Raw genomic sequence first — 17,839 nt, forward strand, 5'->3', positions numbered from 1 at the left:
CGTCTCACTCTCGAATCGGTGCGCTCGACAGTCCGGAAGGACCCTCGGCGGCGGCGGTCTCGATGCGGAGTCGCCACCCCTCCTCGACGGCGGCGACGCGGACCACCGCGGGCGAGGGAGACCGGTCGCCGTGTCGACACAGTTCCAAGACGACCGGCAGCGTCGGGAACCGCCCGTCGCGCGGCGTCAGCGCATACTCCGAAATGCGGACGGCCATCGAGCCCCAGGGGTCGGACGTTTCGGCCGCGTCGGCCTCGTAACTTCCGACAACGCCCGCCCTGACGAGTCGCCCGAACGTCCCCGAGATCGGGTCGTCGTCAGACGTGTCGGGAAGCCGCGACGCGGCGTCGGCCAGCACCGCCGCCTGCTCGGCCGGGTCGAGGCCGCGTCGCAACTCGGACGCCATCGCCTCGAGGAGCCGGAGGCAGAGGTCGTCCGGGTCGGATCGCTCCTCCGCGAGCGCGAAGTACGCGTCCATGACTGCCGACTCGACGGCGTCGTGGTCGGCCGCCGAGAGCGCCTCGAACACCGCCGCGGCCGCGTCGTGACAGAACGCGACGAGGTCGCGACCCGGGTTTCGGTTCCGATCCGGACCCGAGCCCCGTGCCGGAGGGCCGTCCCGGTCTCCGTCCGACTCGCTGTCTCCGTCCCGATTCACCACGGGATCGGAGAGCGACCAGTCCTCTGCCTCCGCCGCCGAGAACCGCCGCACGTCGTGGGCTCCGTCCACCGACCGCGCTCCGGATCCGGCGTCGTCGGAACCCGTACCGGCGTCCGCGGCGCCGTCGGGGGAGTCCCCGTCGTCGGCCGCGTACTCCTGGCGGACGATCACGTCGTAGTAGGGTACCTGCGGGTCGTACCGTCGGAGCGCGTCGCGGTACTGTTCGGTTGCACGGGCCGCGGCGCGCGCGGCGGCACGGTTCTCGAAGCGGAGTCCGGCAGCGGGGACCGGTCGGTCGCCGTAGCGGGCACAGACCAGCGAGTACTCGCCGTCCACAGACGAGAGCGCCTCGATGTGGTCGCTGATCGCCACCAGCGTCGTCCCGATCACGTCGCCGTCACACTCCTCATTCGGTCACTCCTCCAGACTCGGGTGCGTCTCCTGCGGGTCGGGGTGCGGTTCCGCGAAGCGCTCGCGGGTCGCGGCGAGCGAGGCCGCCTCGCGCTCGCGGCGCTCCTCGGCGTCGATCTCCTCGCACCCGGGCGGTACCTCGCGGCCGCGGTCGGTGAAGTACCCCTCCGGCGCCACCCAGTCGTGGTAGAAGGGCGCGTCGTCGTCCTCCAGGAGCGTGACGGCGACCTCGGCGCCGTGGCCCGCGCACACCGCGGCCTGGTGCGGCTTCTCCGCGAGTCGTCCCGCCGCGTACAGCCCGTCGACGCCGGTCCGGCCCCGCTCGTCGACGTCGACGTACGCCTTCCCGCGGTCGAGGATGCCGACCCCCTCGACTCCCTCGAGGTAGCCGACCTCGTTCTTCGTCGCCGCGACGACGTACCGCGTCCGGATCCGGTCGCCGGCGTGGGTCTCGACGACGAACCGGGCGTCGTCGGGGTCGGTTCCCGCCGAGTCAGCGTCGGTGTCGTCGTCACCGTCGACGACAGCGATCCGCGTCACCCGCGCGTCGAGCCGTGCCGCGCCGGCGTTCTCGGCCTGTTCGCCGAGGAGGTCGAGCAGCCGCCGGGCGTTCACGCCGAGCGGAAACCCTGGGAAGTTCTCCAGGTGGGCGTTCCGCCGGAGTATCGACTCCCCACCGTCGACCACGAGCGTATCGAGTCCCCGTCGCGCCGTGAAGACGGCCGCCGAGAGCCCGGCGACGCCGCCGCCGACGACGAGCACGTCGCGATCGACGGAGGCGCTCACTCGTCACCCCCGTTAGCGCCGCCGCGATGACAGATCGCGGCGCGGCCGGTCGCGGCGGGTCGGTCCGTGTGTGGTTGCATGTGTTTTAGGTCCGCCTAAAGCATTAAATCCGTTTCGAATCTGACCCGCCCGGTCGCGACGTGGAATTCGATTCCGTATCGCGCTATGCGATTTACTCGGCCGCGAACGCCCGAACCGTCTCGAACGAGCCGTCGGCGATAGCGGCGGCGATACCCTCGACATCGGCGTCTCGAGGGACTTCGTGGGGGTACTTTCGGCCGAAGTACCGCAGGAGGTTGGTGACGTCGCGTTCGAGGAACTCCCGGGCGTTCTCGTGGTCGACGGGGACCGCCTGCGGCCAGTCGAAGATCGTGACCCCGCTCTCGGCGACCGCGACGTTGTGTTCGGACATGTCGGCGTGGACCCAGCCGAGGTCGTACGCCGTCACCAGTTCGCGGCAGACGAGGTCGAGGACTCCCACGGCCTGGGCGGGATCGAGCTTCGTGCGCGCGAGCTCCGCCCCGTCGAACTTGTCCATCACGATGGCGTGGCGGTTGTGATCGACCGGTCGCGGCACGCTCACGTCGGGGTACATCGCCTCCATCGCCTCGTACTCGCGCTCGGCCGCCTTGCGCGCGGTGTACATCCAGGAGACGTGGTCGCGGTCGGCGGTGTACTCGCGCTCGCGGTTCACCTCGCGGAAGTTGGTGTACCCCTCGCGGTGGTACTTCAGGGCGAGCGGCTTGAACGACTGCGCCTCGTACACGTCTCCTTCCTTGCCGAACCCCAGGGGCGAGCCCACGCCGTCGATGGTCTCGCGCTCGGCGAAGGTGCGCAGCGCCAGCGCGTCGTACCCCTCGAAGGTGAGCTGGTACCCCTCGTACTGGATCGTCTTCCGCCGGACCAGCTCGCGGTCGAGACAGCGGTCGATCCGGTAGTCGACCTCCTCGCGCGTCAGGTTGGCGTACTCCGGGAGCTTGTCTCGGCGGACCCACTCCGAGAACCGCATCCCCTGCTCGACGCCCGAGAGGAGATAGAAGTCCTCGGGCTCGAGCTCCGCCATGTCGCCGGCGACGTTTCGGACCATACGACCCCTACTCCGGCGATTCCTAAAAGGGACGCGCGTTCCGAAAGCCCGGCAGATAAATCGCATCCCGCGATAGCAAATGCGGGTTCGGCCGCCGCAGCGGTCGATCGCGCCCCGCCGAAGCGCCCGAGCGCAACCGCTTTTGCGGCGGCGGGCGGAGTGCGGCGCATGACTGCGCCGACGGGCGACTGGCGGCTGATCCGGGAGGAGGCGCGCTCGGGAGCGACGCAGATGGCGCTCGACGAGGTCGCGGCGGAGACGGCGGCGGCGGGCGGCCCCGCGACGGTCCGGACGTATCGGTGGGACCCAAGCTGTCTCACGCTCGGCTACCGACAGGACCCGGAGACGGTCGACTGGGCGTTCTGCGAGCGCGAGGGGATCGACGTGACGCGCCGGCAGACCGGCGGCGGCGGGATCTACCACGACGCGCACGGCGACATCGCCTACTCGATCGCGGTGCCCGCCGCCGACGTGCCCGGCGGGCTGCTCGACTGCTATCACCTGCTCTGTGAGCCGGTCCTCGACGCGTTCGGCCGCCTCGGAATCGACGCCGACTACGTCGAGGAGTCGGTCCCCGAGCTGTACCACCCCGCCTGCTACCTGCGAGAGCTGCACCCGGCCCACGACGTGGTGGCGGGGGGTTCGAACGCGGCGGGCGGCGACGGCGCGGACGACGACGGCGCGGGCGAGGACGGCGCGACGGGCGGCCGGAAGATCGCCGGCAACGCCCAGTACCGCAAGCGCGACGCCGTGATCCAGCACGGCTCGCTGACGTTCTCGGTCGACGCGGCGCGTCACCTCGGGGTCTTCGCCGAGCCGCCGGTCACGCCGGCCGCGTTCGGCGAGCGCGTCGTGGGAATGGACGAACTGGCGGACGCCGACCGCGCGGACGCCGTGGCGGCCGTCGAGGCGGCGCTCGTCGCGTGGGTGACCGGGGATGAGGGCGGCGAAGAACGGGGTGACGACGGCCGCGACGGGGTTGAACTCGACCGCGACGGCTCCTGGTCGAGCGCGGAGCTCGCCCGGGCCGAGGAGCTCGTTGAGACGAAGTACCGCGACGACGGGTGGGTCCGAACGCGACCGGGGACCGGTCGATAGGAGCGACCGTCCGGTTCCGAAGGGGCTTTTTCAGTCGCCCTCCTGGTAGCGGTATGAGTCTCAAGGTCGGCGCCCACGTCTCCATTTCCGGTTCGAGAGCGTCCAACGATCCCGAAACGCCGCCGCACGGGAACATCGCGAACGCGGTGTTCAGACAGAAGCAGTTCGGCGGCAACTGCGGGCAGATATTCACGCACTCCCCGCAGGTCTGGCAGGACCCGAATATCGGCGACGAGGAGGCCGAACTGTTCCGCGAAGGGACTGAGCGCGACCTGGAGGGGCCGTGGGTGATCCACACCTCCTACCTCGTCAACCTCTGTACGCCGAAGGACGGGCTCCGCGAGAAGTCGCTCGACTCGATGCAGAAGGAGGTCGACGCGGCCGAAAAGCTGGGGATCCCCTACGTCAACGTCCACCTCGGCGCGCACACGGGAGCGGGCGTCGAGGGCGGCCTCGACAACGCCGCCTCGGTGATCGACGACGTCGACGTGCCCGACGGCGTCGCGATCCTGATCGAGAGCGACGCGGGCGCGGGAACGAAGCTCGGCGGCGAGTTCGAGCACCTCGCCGGGGTCATCGACCGCACCGACACCGACATCGACGTCTGCGTCGACACGGCCCACGCGTTCGCGGCCGGGTACGACCTCTCGACGCCCGAGGCGGTCGACCGGACGGTCGCGGAGTTCGACGACGTGGTCGGGTTAGAGCACCTCGAGTACATCCACCTCAACGACTCGAAGCACGCCTGCGGCACCCACAAGGACGAGCACGCGCACATCGGCGAGGGCCACATCGGCGAGGCGGGGATGAGACGGGTCCTCAACCACCCGGATCTGACGGACGTGCCGCTGGCGTTAGAGACGCCGACCGAGAACGGAAAGAGCTTCGCGTGGAACATCGAGCGCGTCCGGGAACTGCGGGCCGACTGAGCCCGAAAGAGTCTCGAGCACGCCTGCGTCGCTGCGTTGGTGACGTGCGTCCGACGCGTATTTATATACACGGAGCCGCGATCCACGGCTATGACCACCACGGAGGCGCTCCTCATCGGTCGTCGGCACCGGTTGGCCCTCACGATGGTCGGCGGGTTCGCCGCGCTCGTGGCGCTCTCGCTCGCAGTCGCTGTCGTCGCCGAGCGCGCCGATATCTCGACCGCGGCGGCGCTGACAGACCGTCTCGTGCCACTCTTGGTGTTCTACGCGCCGGCCCCCATCGCGGCCGTCGGCGGGTACGCGCGCTGCGGCGGCCCGGCGTGTCTCGCGGTGGGCGTGGTGCCCGCGGCCGTCTTCGCCGCGCTCGTCGTCGTCGGGACCGTCGTCGGCGTGCCCGGCGTGGGCGCCGGCGACTCCCCGATCGGCGGGGTGACGTGGGCGTTCGCGGCGGTCGGACTGAGCGGCGCGTTCGTCGGCTACTGCGCGGGCGTCACCGTCGCGCTGCTCACGGACCTCGTCGGATTCGGCAGCGACGACGAGGGGAGCGACGACGACGGCGCGGAGTGAGTCGGCACCGCCCGCTCCGCCGATCGAGTTCCCCACGTTTAATTCGTCTCGCACCGAACGCGAGGCCGTGCGACGCTTCTCCGCGGAGTACCTCGAACACACCCGGCAGGGGATGTGGGCCGACGGCCGGGAGGCCCTCGCGGACCTGGAGCTGGCGAGCCGCCGACGGATCCTCGACGCGGGCTGCGGGACCGGCGAGCTGACCCGCGTCCTCGCCGCGGAGGCGGGGCCGGAGACGAGCGTGCTCGGCGTCGACGCCGACCCCGACCTCTTGGCGGTCGCCCGCGAGGAGACCGGGCTGCCGTACGCCGTCGGCGACGCGACCCGACTCCCGCTCTCGGACGACGCCGTCGACCTCGCGGTCTGTCAGGCCCTCCTCATCAACCTCCCCGACCCGAGCGCCGCGGTCCGGGAGTTCGCGCGGGTGTCCGCCGACCTCGTCGCCGCGGTCGAGCCGGCCAACGACGACGTGACGGTGCGGTCGACGGTCGCCGCCGAGGAGCGGTTAGAGCGGGAGGCCCGCGAGGCGTACCTGGACGGCGTGGGCACGGACGTCGCCCTCGGCGACCGCGCGCGGGAGGCGTTCGCGGCGGCGGGGCTCGGCGACCTCCGAACGCGTCGGTACGTCCACGAGAAGCGGACCGCGCCGCCGTACGCGGAGCCCGCGCTCTCGGCCGCGGCGCGGAAGGCCTCCGGCGCGGGTCTCGCGGACCACCGCGAGGAGCTGGTGACGGCGACCTCCGCGGACGCCTACGACGACCTCCGTCGGCGCTGGCGGGCGATGGGCCGCGAGGTGGTCGACGCGATCGGCGACGGGGAGTACGAGCGCGTCGAGCGCGTTCCGTTCGACGTGACCGTGGGACGGGTCGGGACCGAGGACTGACGGGGGCGCCCCTCCGCCGCGTCCGGAAGGACGAAGTCGAACCGGAGCGACCGGACGGACATGCCGACCGCACTCGTGACCGGGTCGTCGAGGGGAATCGGACGGGCGACCGCGCTTCGGTTCGCCGACGACGGCTACGACGTCGCCGTCAACTACCACACCAGCGACGAGGCCGCCGAGGCGGTCGCCGAAGGCGTCCGCGATCGGGGCCGAGAGGCCGTCGTCGTGGGCGCGGACGTCTCGGACCCCGAGGCGGCCACGCGGCTCGTGGAGACCGCCGTCGACGCGTTCGGCGGGCTGGACCACGTCGTCAACAACGCGGGGATCGACCAGCACGTGTACACCGCGGACCTCGACCCCGACGACTTCGACCGGGTCATGGACGTCAACGTCAACTCCGCGTTCAACGTGACGAAGGCGGCGCTCCCGCACCTCCGGGAGTCCGAGGAGGACCCCTCGGTGACGAACGTCTCCTCCATCCTCGCGTACACCGGCGCGCCGATCGAGTGTCACTACGCCGCCTCGAAGGGGGCGCTCCTCTCGCTCACCCGGAGCCACGCCGGCGACTTCGCGCCCGACGTGCGCGTGAACGCGATCGCGCCCGGCCACGTCGAGACGGACATGACCGACGACCGGACGCCGGCGGAGAAGCGCGAGGAGCTGGCCCGGATTCCGGTCGACCGATACGGCCAGCCCGAGGACATCGCCGACGCGGCCGCCTACCTCCGGGACGCGACGTTCGTCACGGGGGAGACGCTGAACGTGAACGGCGGGGAGCTGATGCGCTGACCGGAAAAAAAGCGATCGGGCCCCTCGAAGACCGAGACCTGTGATCCCGTCCCGCCGTGAGGGTTCGATCGGACCGTCTCTCACCGGATATCCTTCTTGTCGATTCCCCTCGACAACAGTCCGATATCCTCGTCAGGCGACCGCTCTCCGACTCCGGCCAGGTGGACGAGCGGGGCGTCCAAGCCGGTGGCGCTCACGTGGCTCGGTCCCTCGTCGCCGTCGTCGTCATCTCCCCGCTCGCCGAGCATTTTGACGTTCACGGCGTTGAGTCCGTTTCGCCCCTCGTCGGTCTGGAACGCCCGCGACGCCATCGCCTCGATCAGTTCTACCTTGTTCATCTCGGTTCCCGCTACCTGCGCGCTGGCGACCGCCGATCCGTATCGGCTGCGGTCTCGGGAGAACTGTTCGACGACGCGGCCGTCGTAGTCGTCGCTCTCGACGTCCCTGGACGTCACGCTCGCGACCTCCGTCGGGCCCTCGTCGAACAGCAGGGTCACCGAGTCCTCGTACAGCGCGCCCTCGTCGAGCAGCCACCCGCCGGCGAAGATGACCTGCTCGTCGTGGACGATCCGCCGCGCGTAGAACAGGCCGGGCAACGGGCACGGGCAGTCCGCCGGCGTCACGCCCACGGGACAGACCAGCGTCGGGCTCACCGAGTTCAAGAGACCGTCGTCGTCGGAGTCCGGGTCCAGGTTGACCGGCGGCTCCCACGAGTCGAGCGTCTCGGGCTCGCGGAGAGTGCCGTCGGCAGCGACGAAGACGCACTTCCCATCGATGTCGGCCGACGCCGGCGCGCCGCTGACGACGGCGCCCCCCTCGGTGCTGTAGCCGACGATGCCCCGGTTTTCGGTGCGGTACGTGTCGAACTCGGCCGTGAGTATCTCCTGACAGGCGAGGTCCCTGTGGAGCGACACCGGACCGTCGAGCCGGATGCAGCCGTCGGCGTCGTAGCGGATGCCCTGCGTGCCGTACCGGTCGTGGAACGGCGCTCGCAGGCCGTCCGGCTCGCGTGAGGCCGCGAAGTACGCGAGCACGCGCCCCGGCGTGAGCTCCTCGGCCAGCGAGCCGAGGTCCCCCGGCAGTTCGGCGTCGGGCAGGCAGACCGCGAAGCGCTCGCCGACGGTCGGCTCGCCTCGCAGGTACTCGATGATGTCGGCGAATCGCGGCCGCCCGGGATAGCGTCCGACGAGCTCGCCGTCGAGGCGTTCGATGTCGCCCAAGACGATCTCCTCGACGCCGGCGATCTCCCGCGCCGCCGTCCCCCAGTCCGCTTCGTCGACGGCGCGGCGCGCGATCCGGACGCCCTGCTCTCGGACCTCGGAGCTCTCCCGAATCGTCTCGCAGACGCCGGTTCCGCACTTGTCGAGTTCCGGTCTGAGCGCGCTCGTGGTGGCGTCGAGGAACGCGTCGAACGCTCGTTCGGCCTCGTCCTTCGCTTCCCGAGCCACGGCGGCCTGCGCGGTCGCGACGTGGCCCAGCAACTCCAGTTCGACCCCGTGAATCGCCGCGAGCCCGTCTCCGTCGTCGTCGTCGCCGGGGCCGACCCACCACCTGCCCCCCGGTTTGTTCGAGCGCGAGGAGTTGTAGTCCTGGGCTTTCGTTACCTGGCTGGCCGAGAAGCCTTCGAACTCGATCGCTCGGGAGCCGGCCCGGGCCGTCGCCGGGACGTACCTGACGTCGGCCGGTCCGGCGTAGGAGACGCGGGTGTCGTCACCGTTTCGATCACCGCCGGCGTCGCCCGCCGAGTCGTCCGACAGCGGTCGGCCGGCGTAGAACGCCGCCGGCGTGGACGCCGTCGTCCCGAGCACCCGCCCGCTGGCGCGGTCCACCGCCCCATCGAGGGCCGTACACCCCGCGAGCCCGCCCAGCGCGACCGCTCCGCCGGCGGCGAGGACCGCCCGTCGCGTCGTTCCGACCTCGTCGGTGCTTCGTCGGGACCGGTTTCGCGGGCCGGTCGGGTCGCTATCCATATCAGGTATATTAAATGTCCTACAAGTATATAAGTTAAGACGTGAATAATAGTCTGATTCACGCATATTTGAGCCGCTGTCGGGGTCGGTAGCGATCCCGTCGACCACCACGCACTCCCCGCCGATCGGTCGTCCGGGGACGCTCGTTCGAAAGCCGGATCCCAACGGCGCGAACCGTCAGTACTCCGCCAGCCCGGCCTCGATCCGGTCGAACCCCTCCTCGAGCCGGTCGACGGAGTTCGCGAAGGAGAGCCGGAGCCGTCCGGGCGCGGTGTCGCCGAAGCCGTCGCCGGGCGCGAGCACGACGCCGTGCTCCCGGAGGAGGTACTTCGCGACGTCGATGGCGGGCGCGTCGAGACCGGGGTCGAGGAAGGCGTAGAACGCGCCCTCCGGCCGGGGACACGAGAGCCCGTCGATCGCTTCGACGCGGTCGACGACGAGGTCGCGCCGCTCCTCGAACGCGCGGTACATCTCCTCGAACGGCTCCTGCGGGCCGGTCAGGGCGGCGATCGCGGCGTGCTGCGCGACGCTCGACGCGCAGGCGGTGGTCGACTCGTGTATCGTCACCACCTCGTCGATCAGGTGACGATCGCCCGCGAGCCAGCCGAGGCGCCAGCCGGTCATGGCGTACGCCTTCGAGCAGGAGCCGACCGTCAGCAGGTGGTCCGGGTGGCCGGTGTACGCGGCGATCCCCTCGGCCGGACCGTCGTAGGTGAGCCCGAGGTAGACCTCGTCGGCGATCACGTAGGCGTCGTAGTCGGCCGCGGCCTCCACGACCGCCCGGCACTCGTCGGGGTCGAAGACGCGACCGGTCGGGTTCGACGGCGTCGTGAGCACGATCGCCGCGGTGTCGTCGCTCATCGCGTCGATCACGCGGTCGGCGTCGAGGGCGAACCCCGTCTCGGCCGGCATGGGCACCTCGCGGAAGGTCCCGTCCGCGAGCGTCGCCTGCGTCTCGTAGTTGGGCCACGTCGGGCCCGGAACGAGCAGCTCCTCGCCGGGCGACACCGTCGCGAGGACCGCGAGGTGGAGCGCCTCCATCCCGCCGACGGTGACGACGATCTCGTCCGGGTCGTGCTCGACGCCGTACTCGCCCGCGAGCGTGTCGCTGACGGCCCGCCGGCACTCGGGGAGTCCCGCGTTCGAGGTGTAGTGCGTCGCGCCGCCGCGGGCGGCGCTCGCGGCCGCGTCGATCACGTGCCCGGGCGTGTCGAAGTCGGGCTCGCCGACCTCCAGTCGGACGAGGTCGCCGTCGTGACGCTGTGCGAGGTCGAACATCACGCGGATTCGCGAGCGCTCCGCGCGCCGGACGCGGTCGGTGGGCGTGGGCATACCGTCCACACGGCGAACCGGTCAAAAAGCGGTCCGGTGGCGGCCAACCGCGGGCGACCGACGGCCACCGGCGCGGGCGGCGGCTACACCATGTCGCCGCGCACCGACGCCCCCTCCTGTGCGGCCCGCTGCCGTTTGAGCACCTCCGCGGCCTCGCGCGCCACGTCCTCGTCGGCGCCGAGCATCCCCAGCGCGGCCGGGAGCGTCGGCATCGCGAGGGAGGCCTCCCGGAGCCGGTCGAACGCCTCCCCGTCGCGGGTGCCGTCGACCCACAGGCAGACGCCGCGCGGGTCGAGCACCTCCTCGTACGCGTCTCGGGCCAGCGCCCCCTTCAGGCGCTGACGCACGTTGTCCTCGAAGCTCGCGTTGCACACTTCGAGGTGGATCGGCTCGTCGTCGTCGACGAGCTCGGCCGCGAGGCACTGCTCGGGGGCGGCGTACCCGTTGTCGCTCGCGCGCACGCGGTCCGGGTGCGCCTCCGCCCACTCGGCGCGCACGGAGGTGCCGACCCCCTTCACGCCGTACTCGTCCTCGAACGCGGCGGCCGCCTCGCTATCGCCGCCCATGATCACGTCCTTCGTAAGGTACACGTCGAGTCGCTCGACGGGGTCGAGCCCGAGCGCCACGTCGCCGAACGCCCACACCTCGCGGACGGGGACCGGCATCGTCTCGTCCTCGACCCGGTCGACGAGCGTCGCCAGCCGGTCGACCGCCTGCTCGCGGTTCATTACCGACCCGTACGCGGGTCGCGGGCAAGCCAGTTACGCTCGGAGTCGCGGGGTCTCCCGCGGGTCGCGGTTCAGAGGTCGTCGAGGCGCGACGCGACCGACGCCCAGTGCCCGCCCTTCCAGAACCACTGCCCGCAGTCGCGACAGCGCCACGCGGGGCGCGGGTCGGCGTCGGGACTGCCGCCCGTCATCTCGTCCGTCGCGTCGCCCGCCGGCGACGCGCCCACGTCGTCGGGGACGTACTCCGGGCGGTCGTCGGGATCGATATCGGTCCCCGCGGGGCCGACCCGTTCGACCGGGCCGTTGCAGGCGCCGCAGCGCGTCGGCTCCGCGGCGAGTTCCACCGGAAGCCCCGCCGCGGCGACCTCGCGGAGCTGGTCGAGCACGTCGCGCTCGGTCAGGCAGAGGGCGTCGTCGGCGCGCGCGGCGAGCCGGCGGTCCCGGGTGATGAGGATCCGGTCCTCGGCGTCCGCGATCGACAGGACCCGGTCGTCGGCCTCGACCCCGCGGTCGAGCGCGTACGCCGCGTCGTACCCGCACATCCGGAGGTACGTCGCGAGCTTCCCGCACATCGCGTCGAGGAGGACGCGCGGCGGGTCGGGGTCGCCGGTCGACTCCCCTCCCGCGTCCCCGCCGTCGCCGGTCGACATCAGTCGTCGAGGAACGCTCGGAGGTCGTCCGCCGAGCGCGCGTTGAGCACGTCGGCGGTCTCGGCCCAGCCGCGCCGGGCGGTGTGGACGCCGTACCGCGCGTTGTCGAGCTCGCGAGGCGAGTGCGCGTCGGTGTTGACGGCGATCGTCGCGCCCGCGCCGACCGCGGCGCGCACGGTGTCGCCGTCGGCGTCGAGACGGGCCGGATTCGCGTTCACCTCGATCGCGGTGTCGGCGTCGACCGCGGCCGCGACGACGGCCTCGATATCGGGAGCAATGCCCGGGCGGCTGTTGATGATCCGGCCGGTCGGGTGGCCTAAGACGTCGACGTGGGGGTGTTCGACCGCGCGGACCAGCCGCTCCGTCGCGGCCTCGTCGGCCTGTCCGAGCGCCGAGTGGGGCGAGGCGACGACCAGATCGAGGTCGGCGAGCGTCGCGTCGTCGGTGGTGATCGCGCCCTCGGCGTCGATGTTCGCCTCGATCCCGTGGAACACCTCGATATCGGCGTCGACCCCCTCGCCTGCCATGGCGGCGCCGTCGACCTCGTCGGCCGCCTCCGCGACCGCCTCGGCCTGCTCCGCGATCTCGGCCTCGTCGAGCCCGGTGTTACCGAAGACCCCCGGCCCGGCGGCGTGGTCGGTGACGACGTGGTAGTCGTAGCCGCGCTCGGCGGCCGCCGCGATCATCTCCGCGATCGCGAACCCGCCGTCCGACCAGTCGGTGTGCGTGTGGAGGTCGCCGCGCAGCTCGTCCGGCGCGACGAGGTCGGGGAGCCCGCCCGTCGCGGCCGCCTCGACCTCGCCGTTGTTCTCGCGGAGCTCGGGCGGAATCAGGTCCATGCCGAGCGCCTCGTAGACCCCGGCCTCGGTCTCCCCGGCGACGCGCTCGCCGACGCGCTGGCCGTCGGCGTCGGCTCCGTCGGCGTCGTCGTCCGCGACGTCCGCGACGTCCGCGTCTGCTCCGGCGTCCGCGCCGTCGACGTCGCTGACGTCGAACAGGCCGTACTCGTTGAGCTTGAGCTCGCGGTCGATCGCGCGGTTGCGCACCGCGACGTTGTGGGCGCGCGAGCCGGTGAAGTACTGGAGCGCGGCGCCGAACTCCGCCGGATCGACGATCCTGAGGTCGACTCGCGTCCCGTCCGCGCGGACGCTCGCCTTCCCGGTTCCGGCCTCGATCGTCGCGTCCGCCTCGGGCCAGTCGGTGAACGCCTCGAGGACCGGCCCGGTCGCGTCGCTGGCGACGAGCAGGTCGATGTCGCCGATGGTGTCCTTCCAGCGACGGATCGACCCGCACACCTCGACCGACTCGGCCGCGTCGAGGTCGGAGAGGTACGCGAGCGCCGCGTCGGCGACGGGCCTGGCGTCGCCCAGTCGAGTCCGCTTCCGCGCCTCGCGGGCGAACGGGATGTTCTGCAGGATGTTCTCCTCCGTCTTCGCGCCGAACCCGGAGACGTCCCGGATCTCGCCCGCCTCCGCGGCCGCTTCCAGCTCGTCGAGCGTGGTGATCCCGAGCGCCTCGTAGAGGCTCCCGACCGTCTTCGGGCCGACGCCCTCGACCGCCGTGAGCGCCGCCATGTCGGCCGGAAGCTCCTCGCGAAGCTCCGTCAGCTCCTCGATCTCGCCGGTTTCGAAGTACTCGACGATCTTCGAGGCGATCGCGTCGCCGACGCGGTCGATCTCGGCGACGGTCTCCTCCCCCTCGCCCGCGAGGTTCTCGATCGGCGCGGTGTGCTCGCGGACGTTCTCGGCGGCGCGGCGGTACGCGGTCGGCTTGTACTCGACTCCGGTCGCCTCGAGCAGGTCGGCGAACTCCTCTAGGAGGGTGGCGACCTCGTCGTTCCGGCTCATTTGCTCGGGCTTCGGTCGGGCGCTCCTTATACTGCCCGCCGGTCGGTGTCGCCCGGCTCGCCGCGTCCCCTAGCCGCGGAACGGCGTCTCTACGACCGTGTGTCGCCGGACGAGGAAGACGATCGCCGCCCCGAGGAGCACCAGTGCGCCCGCGGCGCCGAAGGCGAGGGCGTAGCTCAGCTCGGCGAGCCACCCGCCGGCCAGGCTGCCCACCCCGCCGGCCAGCGCGCCGAGCGCGGCGTACGTGCCGAGCGCCTCCCCGCGGATCGACAGCGGGGCGAACCGGGCGACGAGCGTCCCCCCGGTCACCGCGATCACCGCCCACGTCAGTCCGATCACGGCGAAGACCGGGGCGGCGGCACCGAAGCCGAGCGCCGTCGCGCCCCATGCCGCGCCGACGAGCGCGACCGCGGGGAGCGCGACCGCGCGCGTCGAGAGCGAGGCGATCTGCAGGAGGGCGACGTCGCGGTCGGCGGTCAGCCGTCCCGCGGTGCCGAAGAGGGCGGCGGCGGCGAGCCCGTTTATCAGGTACAGCGCGAACACGCCGTCTGAGTCGAACCCGACCGCGGTCAGGAACGCCGGCAGCGGCGCGAAGAAGGCGGCGAACCCGGCGAAGAAACAGAAGACGGCGGCGAAGTACAGCGCGAGGACCGGCGTGAACCGCTCGGCGAACCGACGGGGGTGGAGCCCGCGGAAGTCGGCTCGCCCGACGGTGAACGGGAACGTGGCGCTCCGGACGCTGAACCGGTCGGCCGCACGGATCGCGCGTCGGAGCCGAGTCCCCGACACCTCCCCGTCGCCGCTGGGACCCGGATCCGCGGGCAGCGTGCGGGCCCCGAGGGCGAGACCGAGCACCGCGACGGCGACGAGCGGGACGAACAGCCACCGGATCAGGGTCCCGGTCGGGAGGACCCGCCCGCCGACGCTCGTCCAGACCGCGCCGAGCAGCAGTCCGAGCGCCCAGCCGACGCCCTGGTACTGGTTCAACAGCGCGATCCGTTCGCTCCAGGTGCTCTCCGGGACGTCGGCGACCGCGAGCAGCGTCAGGACGGGGGTGGCCGCCGCGAACGCGAACCAGATCACGCCGTTCGCGACGATCACCGGCCTCACCCGGTCGGTGAGCGGGATCACGGCGATTCCGACCGCGACGAGCGCCAGCATCGCGAGCACGACCGCGCGGCGCTTCCCGGTCCGGTCGGCGAACCGCCCGGCGCCCAGCGCGGCGGGGACCCCGACGACGGCGGCGACCGCGGCGAGCACGCCGAGGGCGACCGGTCCCCCGCCGAGTTCGACGACGTACAGCGGGACGACGAGCGACGCGCCGCCGAGCGCGACCGATCCGAGCCCCCAGCCGTACAGCCAGCGTTCGGCCATGCCACCGGATGAGCGGGCCGTCGGATAGACGCACCGATCCGTCGACGGGCGGTCGGCGGCGAAGTCACCCTCGCCGAGGGCACGTCCGATGTCGGGAGCGGTTCCGGCGCCACAGATAAGATGTCCAGGCTCGAACGGGGGACGTGTCCATCGACGAGAGCGAGGACGACCGCAACGTGTTCGGCGGCGAGTTGGCCGCCTGCGGCCACGACCCCGTCACGGGGTATCTCCGCGACGGCCGCTGCCGCGACGTCGAGGGCGACGCGGGCGAGCACACCCTCTGTGCGGTCGTGACGGCGGAGTTCCTGAGGTACAGCCGCGAGCGCGGTAACGACCTGATCACCCCGCGGCCGGAGTTCGACTTCCCCGGACTGGAGCCGGGCGACCGCTGGTGTCTCTGCGTCGGCCGGTGGATCGAGGCGGCCGACGCCGGGGTCGCGCCGCCGGTCGTGTTGGAGGCGACGGACGAGTCCGTGCTCCGCGCGGTCGACGCGGACCGACTCCGTGACCACGAGTTCGACCCGGACAGAGGCGACTCCGAGGCGTTCGACCCCGGTTCGTCGGCGGAGTGAGGACGGACGGGCGGGCGGCTCAGGCCCGAGCTACGCCGTCGCCCACAGTCCGGCGGCCACGAGGGCCGCCGCGCCCACCGAGCCGGCGAGCAGCGCGAACGCGGGGCGGAATCCGGCGGCATCGGCGAGCGCGCCGACGAACACGGGCGCGACCGCGCCGGCGCTCATGGTCAGCGTCCGGACGACGCCGAGACCGCCGCCGGCCAGCCGCTCGGGGAGGGCCTCGACGAGATATGCGGCGCGGACGGGGCGGAGCCCGTGGGACCCGACCCCCAGCGCGACGACGAGCACACCGAGGACGACCGCGCCCGATCCCGCGAGCGCGACGATTCCGACGAGGGCCGCCGCCGCGAGTCCGAGCGCGGCGACCATTACCGGGAACCGACCGAGTCGGTCCGAGAGGTCACCGGAGACGAGCTGGACGAACGTGACCGCGAACAGCGCGGAGTACAGCAGGCTCGCGGTCGTCGTAGAGAGGCCCGCCACTTCGGCGAGGTACAGCGGGAGGAACGCGACCGTCCCGTTGTACGCGAACGAGAAGGCGATCGTCACGAAGACGAACGCCGTGATCCGCCGGTCTTCGAACAGCGCGAGGTAGTCGCGGGCGCTCGGTTCCGGGCCCTCGCGCTCCGGGCCGCGGTCGGCGTCGGCCGGGAGCCGCCCCGGAACGCGAACGAGGAAGGCCGCGGCGAGCGCGAGCGCGACGAGGCCGGTGACGACGAAGAGCGCGCGCCAGTTCGCGCCCGGCAACCGGGAGAGCAGGGTCGCGAGCCCGGGGGGCGGGGAGACGAACAGCACCACTGCCGCGGGCGCGACCACCCCGCCGAACGCGCCGACGGTGTCGAGAACGCCCAGCGCGCGTCCGGTTCGAGCCGGATACACACGTGCGAGCAGCCGGATCGCGACCGTTTTGTGCACGCCCGTCCCCGCGCCGATGACGAGCATCGCGCCGGCGAGCGCGACGAACGGCGCGTCGAGCAGCACCGCGAGCGACCCGAGGCCCGCGACGGCCGCTCCCGCCGTGATCACCCGGACCGCACCGACGCGGTCGGCGACCGTTCCGCTCGGGAACTGCATCAGCGCGTAGACGGCCATGAATCCCGAGAACGCGGCGCCGACGGCGGCGTTGCTCACGCCGTAGCTCGCTTGCAACGGCTCGAAGAGCGGCGGGAACGCGTACCGAACGAACTTCCCGAGAAACCAGATCAGGGCGGTCAGCGCGAGCACCTCGTACTCCCTGACTCGGCCGAGGTTCATCGAACGAACGTAGTCCGGTGGCACGTATAAGCGTCGTGAAGGCCCCGAGCGGAGTTCAGCGCGCCACGTCGACGTCGCCCATCGCGGCGACCTTCAGCGCGGTCGCGACGTTGAACGTGAGGCCGACCGGTGCCGCGATCACCGCCGCGACGACCGCGGGCACGGGGCCGGCGTAGGCGAGCGCGCTCAGCGGGACCGAACAGAGCGCCGTCACCGCCGCGAGCGCGAGGAAGAACCACAGCGGTCGGTGTCGCTCGACGAGGCCGTACGCTCGCCGAATCGCGGAGTCGATCCCGCGGTCCTCCAGCACCAGGACGTACACCGTCGGGAAGAACAGGTACGAGAGGACGAGGAGGGCGATCACGGCGACCACGAACAGCGGCGGGAACGCGGCCAGCGGCACGAAGACGACGAGGACCGCGGCGACGACGAGCGCCTCCAGCGCGATAAACCGGACGGCGAATCGTCTGACGTTGGCGACGAAGTCGAAGCGACCGGTCGTGACCCCCTCCGCGATGCTCCCGAAGTACCCCGCGCTCAGTGCCCCCGAGACGACGACGTACGCGGCCAGAAGGGGGGCGACGAGCGCGAGCGACCCCACCGAGTCGAGGGGGACCGCGGCCGACGCGCCGCCGTCACCGGGCGAGTCGATAATGCTCCAGAGGTCGTACCGATAGACGGGGAACGACGCGCTGACGGAGACCACCGAGTCGGTCTCCGCCGTGGCTGTCAGGTCGTCGACGTTGAGCAGCGCGGTGACGAGGGGAACGAGCGCGAGCGGGAGAAGCCGCTCGACGTGTGCGAGGGTGCGGTCGAGGAGCGACCCGCGGGGAGACGGCCCGTCGGCCGGCGGGTCATCGACTGAAGGGCCGTCGGAGGGGCGGACCATGCCGCGAGT

General features: G+C 72.0%; 17 protein-coding genes. 6 read left to right on the top strand and 11 right to left on the bottom strand.

The window, feature by feature from the left end; translation table 11 throughout:
* Window positions 1-4: 4 nt before the first annotated feature.
* From R6U01_RS08335 to R6U01_RS08345, 3 genes are all read right to left on the bottom strand, one after another.
* Window positions 5-1,051 (bottom strand): hypothetical protein, encoded by a 1,047-nt coding sequence (locus R6U01_RS08335; RefSeq protein ID WP_410285999.1) that lies wholly within the window; start codon window positions 1,049-1,051, stop codon window positions 5-7.
* 24 nt (window positions 1,052-1,075) lie between these two features.
* Entirely contained in the window at window positions 1,076-1,858 is a 783-nt protein-coding gene (locus R6U01_RS08340; protein ID WP_410286000.1) for an FAD-binding protein, read from the bottom strand.
* A 172-nt stretch (window positions 1,859-2,030) separates the two neighbouring features.
* Window positions 2,031-2,945 carry a serine/threonine-protein kinase RIO2 gene (locus tag R6U01_RS08345; protein ID WP_410286001.1) on the bottom strand — a complete coding sequence of 305 codons (915 nt, stop codon included), beginning with the start codon at window positions 2,943-2,945 and terminating at the stop codon, window positions 2,031-2,033.
* A 168-nt stretch (window positions 2,946-3,113) separates the two neighbouring features.
* Between R6U01_RS08345 and R6U01_RS08350 the strand changes: the two genes are divergently transcribed.
* The 5 genes from R6U01_RS08350 (at window position 3,114) to R6U01_RS08370 (ending at window position 7,211) form a co-directional block, all read left to right on the top strand.
* A complete protein-coding gene (locus R6U01_RS08350; protein ID WP_410286002.1) occupies window positions 3,114-4,043 on the top strand; it encodes a biotin/lipoate A/B protein ligase family protein in 930 nt (309 codons plus the stop codon).
* Window positions 4,044-4,096: 53 nt separating this feature from the next.
* Window positions 4,097-4,972 carry a deoxyribonuclease IV gene (locus R6U01_RS08355; protein WP_410286003.1) on the top strand — a complete coding sequence of 292 codons (876 nt, stop codon included), beginning with the start codon at window positions 4,097-4,099 and terminating at the stop codon, window positions 4,970-4,972.
* A gap of 90 nt (window positions 4,973-5,062) precedes the next feature.
* Window positions 5,063-5,539, top strand: coding sequence for a hypothetical protein (locus R6U01_RS08360; protein ID WP_410286004.1), 477 nt, complete (start codon window positions 5,063-5,065; stop codon window positions 5,537-5,539).
* 67 nt (window positions 5,540-5,606) lie between these two features.
* Window positions 5,607-6,422 (top strand): class I SAM-dependent methyltransferase, encoded by an 816-nt coding sequence (locus tag R6U01_RS08365; protein WP_410286005.1) that lies wholly within the window; start codon window positions 5,607-5,609, stop codon window positions 6,420-6,422.
* A gap of 60 nt (window positions 6,423-6,482) precedes the next feature.
* On the top strand, window positions 6,483-7,211 hold the full coding sequence (locus R6U01_RS08370; protein ID WP_410286006.1) for an SDR family NAD(P)-dependent oxidoreductase: 729 nt from the start codon (window positions 6,483-6,485) through the stop codon (window positions 7,209-7,211).
* Window positions 7,212-7,291: 80 nt separating this feature from the next.
* Here the strand turns inward: R6U01_RS08370 and R6U01_RS08375 are convergent, their stop codons facing one another.
* From R6U01_RS08375 to R6U01_RS08400, 6 genes are all read right to left on the bottom strand, one after another.
* Window positions 7,292-9,181: a hypothetical protein gene (locus tag R6U01_RS08375; protein WP_410286007.1), complete on the bottom strand. Its 1,890-nt coding sequence runs from the start codon at window positions 9,179-9,181 to the stop codon at window positions 7,292-7,294.
* 177 nt (window positions 9,182-9,358) lie between these two features.
* Window positions 9,359-10,513: a pyridoxal phosphate-dependent aminotransferase gene (locus R6U01_RS08380; RefSeq protein ID WP_410286008.1), complete on the bottom strand. Its 1,155-nt coding sequence runs from the start codon at window positions 10,511-10,513 to the stop codon at window positions 9,359-9,361.
* An 83-nt stretch (window positions 10,514-10,596) separates the two neighbouring features.
* Complete coding sequence (locus tag R6U01_RS08385; protein ID WP_410286009.1) at window positions 10,597-11,241, bottom strand: hypothetical protein; 645 nt, start codon at window positions 11,239-11,241, stop codon at window positions 10,597-10,599.
* A gap of 71 nt (window positions 11,242-11,312) precedes the next feature.
* On the bottom strand, window positions 11,313-11,891 hold the full coding sequence (locus tag R6U01_RS08390; RefSeq protein ID WP_410286010.1) for a Mut7-C RNAse domain-containing protein: 579 nt from the start codon (window positions 11,889-11,891) through the stop codon (window positions 11,313-11,315).
* Complete coding sequence (locus tag R6U01_RS08395; protein WP_410286011.1) at window positions 11,891-13,738, bottom strand: helix-hairpin-helix domain-containing protein; 1,848 nt, start codon at window positions 13,736-13,738, stop codon at window positions 11,891-11,893. The genes R6U01_RS08390 and R6U01_RS08395 overlap by 1 nt, the downstream gene beginning before the upstream one ends.
* Window positions 13,739-13,807: 69 nt before the next feature.
* Window positions 13,808-15,112 (bottom strand): MFS transporter, encoded by a 1,305-nt coding sequence (locus R6U01_RS08400; protein ID WP_410286012.1) that lies wholly within the window; start codon window positions 15,110-15,112, stop codon window positions 13,808-13,810.
* Window positions 15,113-15,255: 143 nt separating this feature from the next.
* Here R6U01_RS08400 and R6U01_RS08405 point away from each other — a divergent pair, with 143 nt between their 5' ends.
* Window positions 15,256-15,684, top strand: a complete 429-nt coding sequence (locus tag R6U01_RS08405; protein WP_410286013.1) for a DUF2237 family protein — start codon at window positions 15,256-15,258, stop codon at window positions 15,682-15,684.
* 30 nt (window positions 15,685-15,714) lie between these two features.
* On the opposite strand, the gene R6U01_RS08410 is transcribed toward R6U01_RS08405, so the two are convergent.
* Both R6U01_RS08410 and R6U01_RS08415 read right to left on the bottom strand, forming a co-directional pair.
* The gene (locus R6U01_RS08410) at window positions 15,715-16,941 is read right to left on the bottom strand and encodes an MFS transporter (protein ID WP_410286014.1); all 1,227 of its coding nucleotides are present in this window, start codon (window positions 16,939-16,941) and stop codon (window positions 15,715-15,717) included.
* A gap of 55 nt (window positions 16,942-16,996) precedes the next feature.
* The gene (locus tag R6U01_RS08415) at window positions 16,997-17,830 is read right to left on the bottom strand and encodes a hypothetical protein (RefSeq protein WP_410286015.1); all 834 of its coding nucleotides are present in this window, start codon (window positions 17,828-17,830) and stop codon (window positions 16,997-16,999) included.
* Between the last annotated feature and the right edge of the window lie 9 nt (window positions 17,831-17,839).

Origin of the sequence: Halorubrum sp. (assembly GCF_046498025.1) — an archaeon.
In the GTDB taxonomy this organism is placed as follows: Archaea; Halobacteriota; Halobacteria; order Halobacteriales; family Haloferacaceae; genus Halorubrum.

What these genes read in the sequence shown, in the direction of transcription:
- R6U01_RS08345 (WP_410286001.1), bottom strand. Translation starts at nt 2,945, where the DNA reads ATGGTCCGAAACGTCGCCGGCGACATGGCGGAGCTCGAGCCCGAGGAC.
- R6U01_RS08350 (WP_410286002.1), top strand. Translation starts at nt 3,114, where the DNA reads ATGACTGCGCCGACGGGCGACTGGCGGCTGATCCGGGAGGAGGCGCGC.
- R6U01_RS08355 (WP_410286003.1), top strand. Translation starts at nt 4,097, where the DNA reads ATGAGTCTCAAGGTCGGCGCCCACGTCTCCATTTCCGGTTCGAGAGCG.
- R6U01_RS08360 (WP_410286004.1), top strand. Translation starts at nt 5,063, where the DNA reads ATGACCACCACGGAGGCGCTCCTCATCGGTCGTCGGCACCGGTTGGCC.
- R6U01_RS08370 (WP_410286006.1), top strand. Translation starts at nt 6,483, where the DNA reads ATGCCGACCGCACTCGTGACCGGGTCGTCGAGGGGAATCGGACGGGCG.
- R6U01_RS08375 (WP_410286007.1), bottom strand. Translation starts at nt 9,181, where the DNA reads ATGGATAGCGACCCGACCGGCCCGCGAAACCGGTCCCGACGAAGCACC.
- R6U01_RS08380 (WP_410286008.1), bottom strand. Translation starts at nt 10,513, where the DNA reads ATGCCCACGCCCACCGACCGCGTCCGGCGCGCGGAGCGCTCGCGAATC.
- R6U01_RS08385 (WP_410286009.1), bottom strand. Translation starts at nt 11,241, where the DNA reads ATGAACCGCGAGCAGGCGGTCGACCGGCTGGCGACGCTCGTCGACCGG.
- R6U01_RS08390 (WP_410286010.1), bottom strand. Translation starts at nt 11,891, where the DNA reads ATGTCGACCGGCGACGGCGGGGACGCGGGAGGGGAGTCGACCGGCGAC.
- R6U01_RS08395 (WP_410286011.1), bottom strand. Translation starts at nt 13,738, where the DNA reads ATGAGCCGGAACGACGAGGTCGCCACCCTCCTAGAGGAGTTCGCCGAC.
- R6U01_RS08400 (WP_410286012.1), bottom strand. Translation starts at nt 15,112, where the DNA reads ATGGCCGAACGCTGGCTGTACGGCTGGGGGCTCGGATCGGTCGCGCTC.
- R6U01_RS08410 (WP_410286014.1), bottom strand. Translation starts at nt 16,941, where the DNA reads ATGAACCTCGGCCGAGTCAGGGAGTACGAGGTGCTCGCGCTGACCGCC.
- R6U01_RS08415 (WP_410286015.1), bottom strand. Translation starts at nt 17,830, where the DNA reads ATGGTCCGCCCCTCCGACGGCCCTTCAGTCGATGACCCGCCGGCCGAC.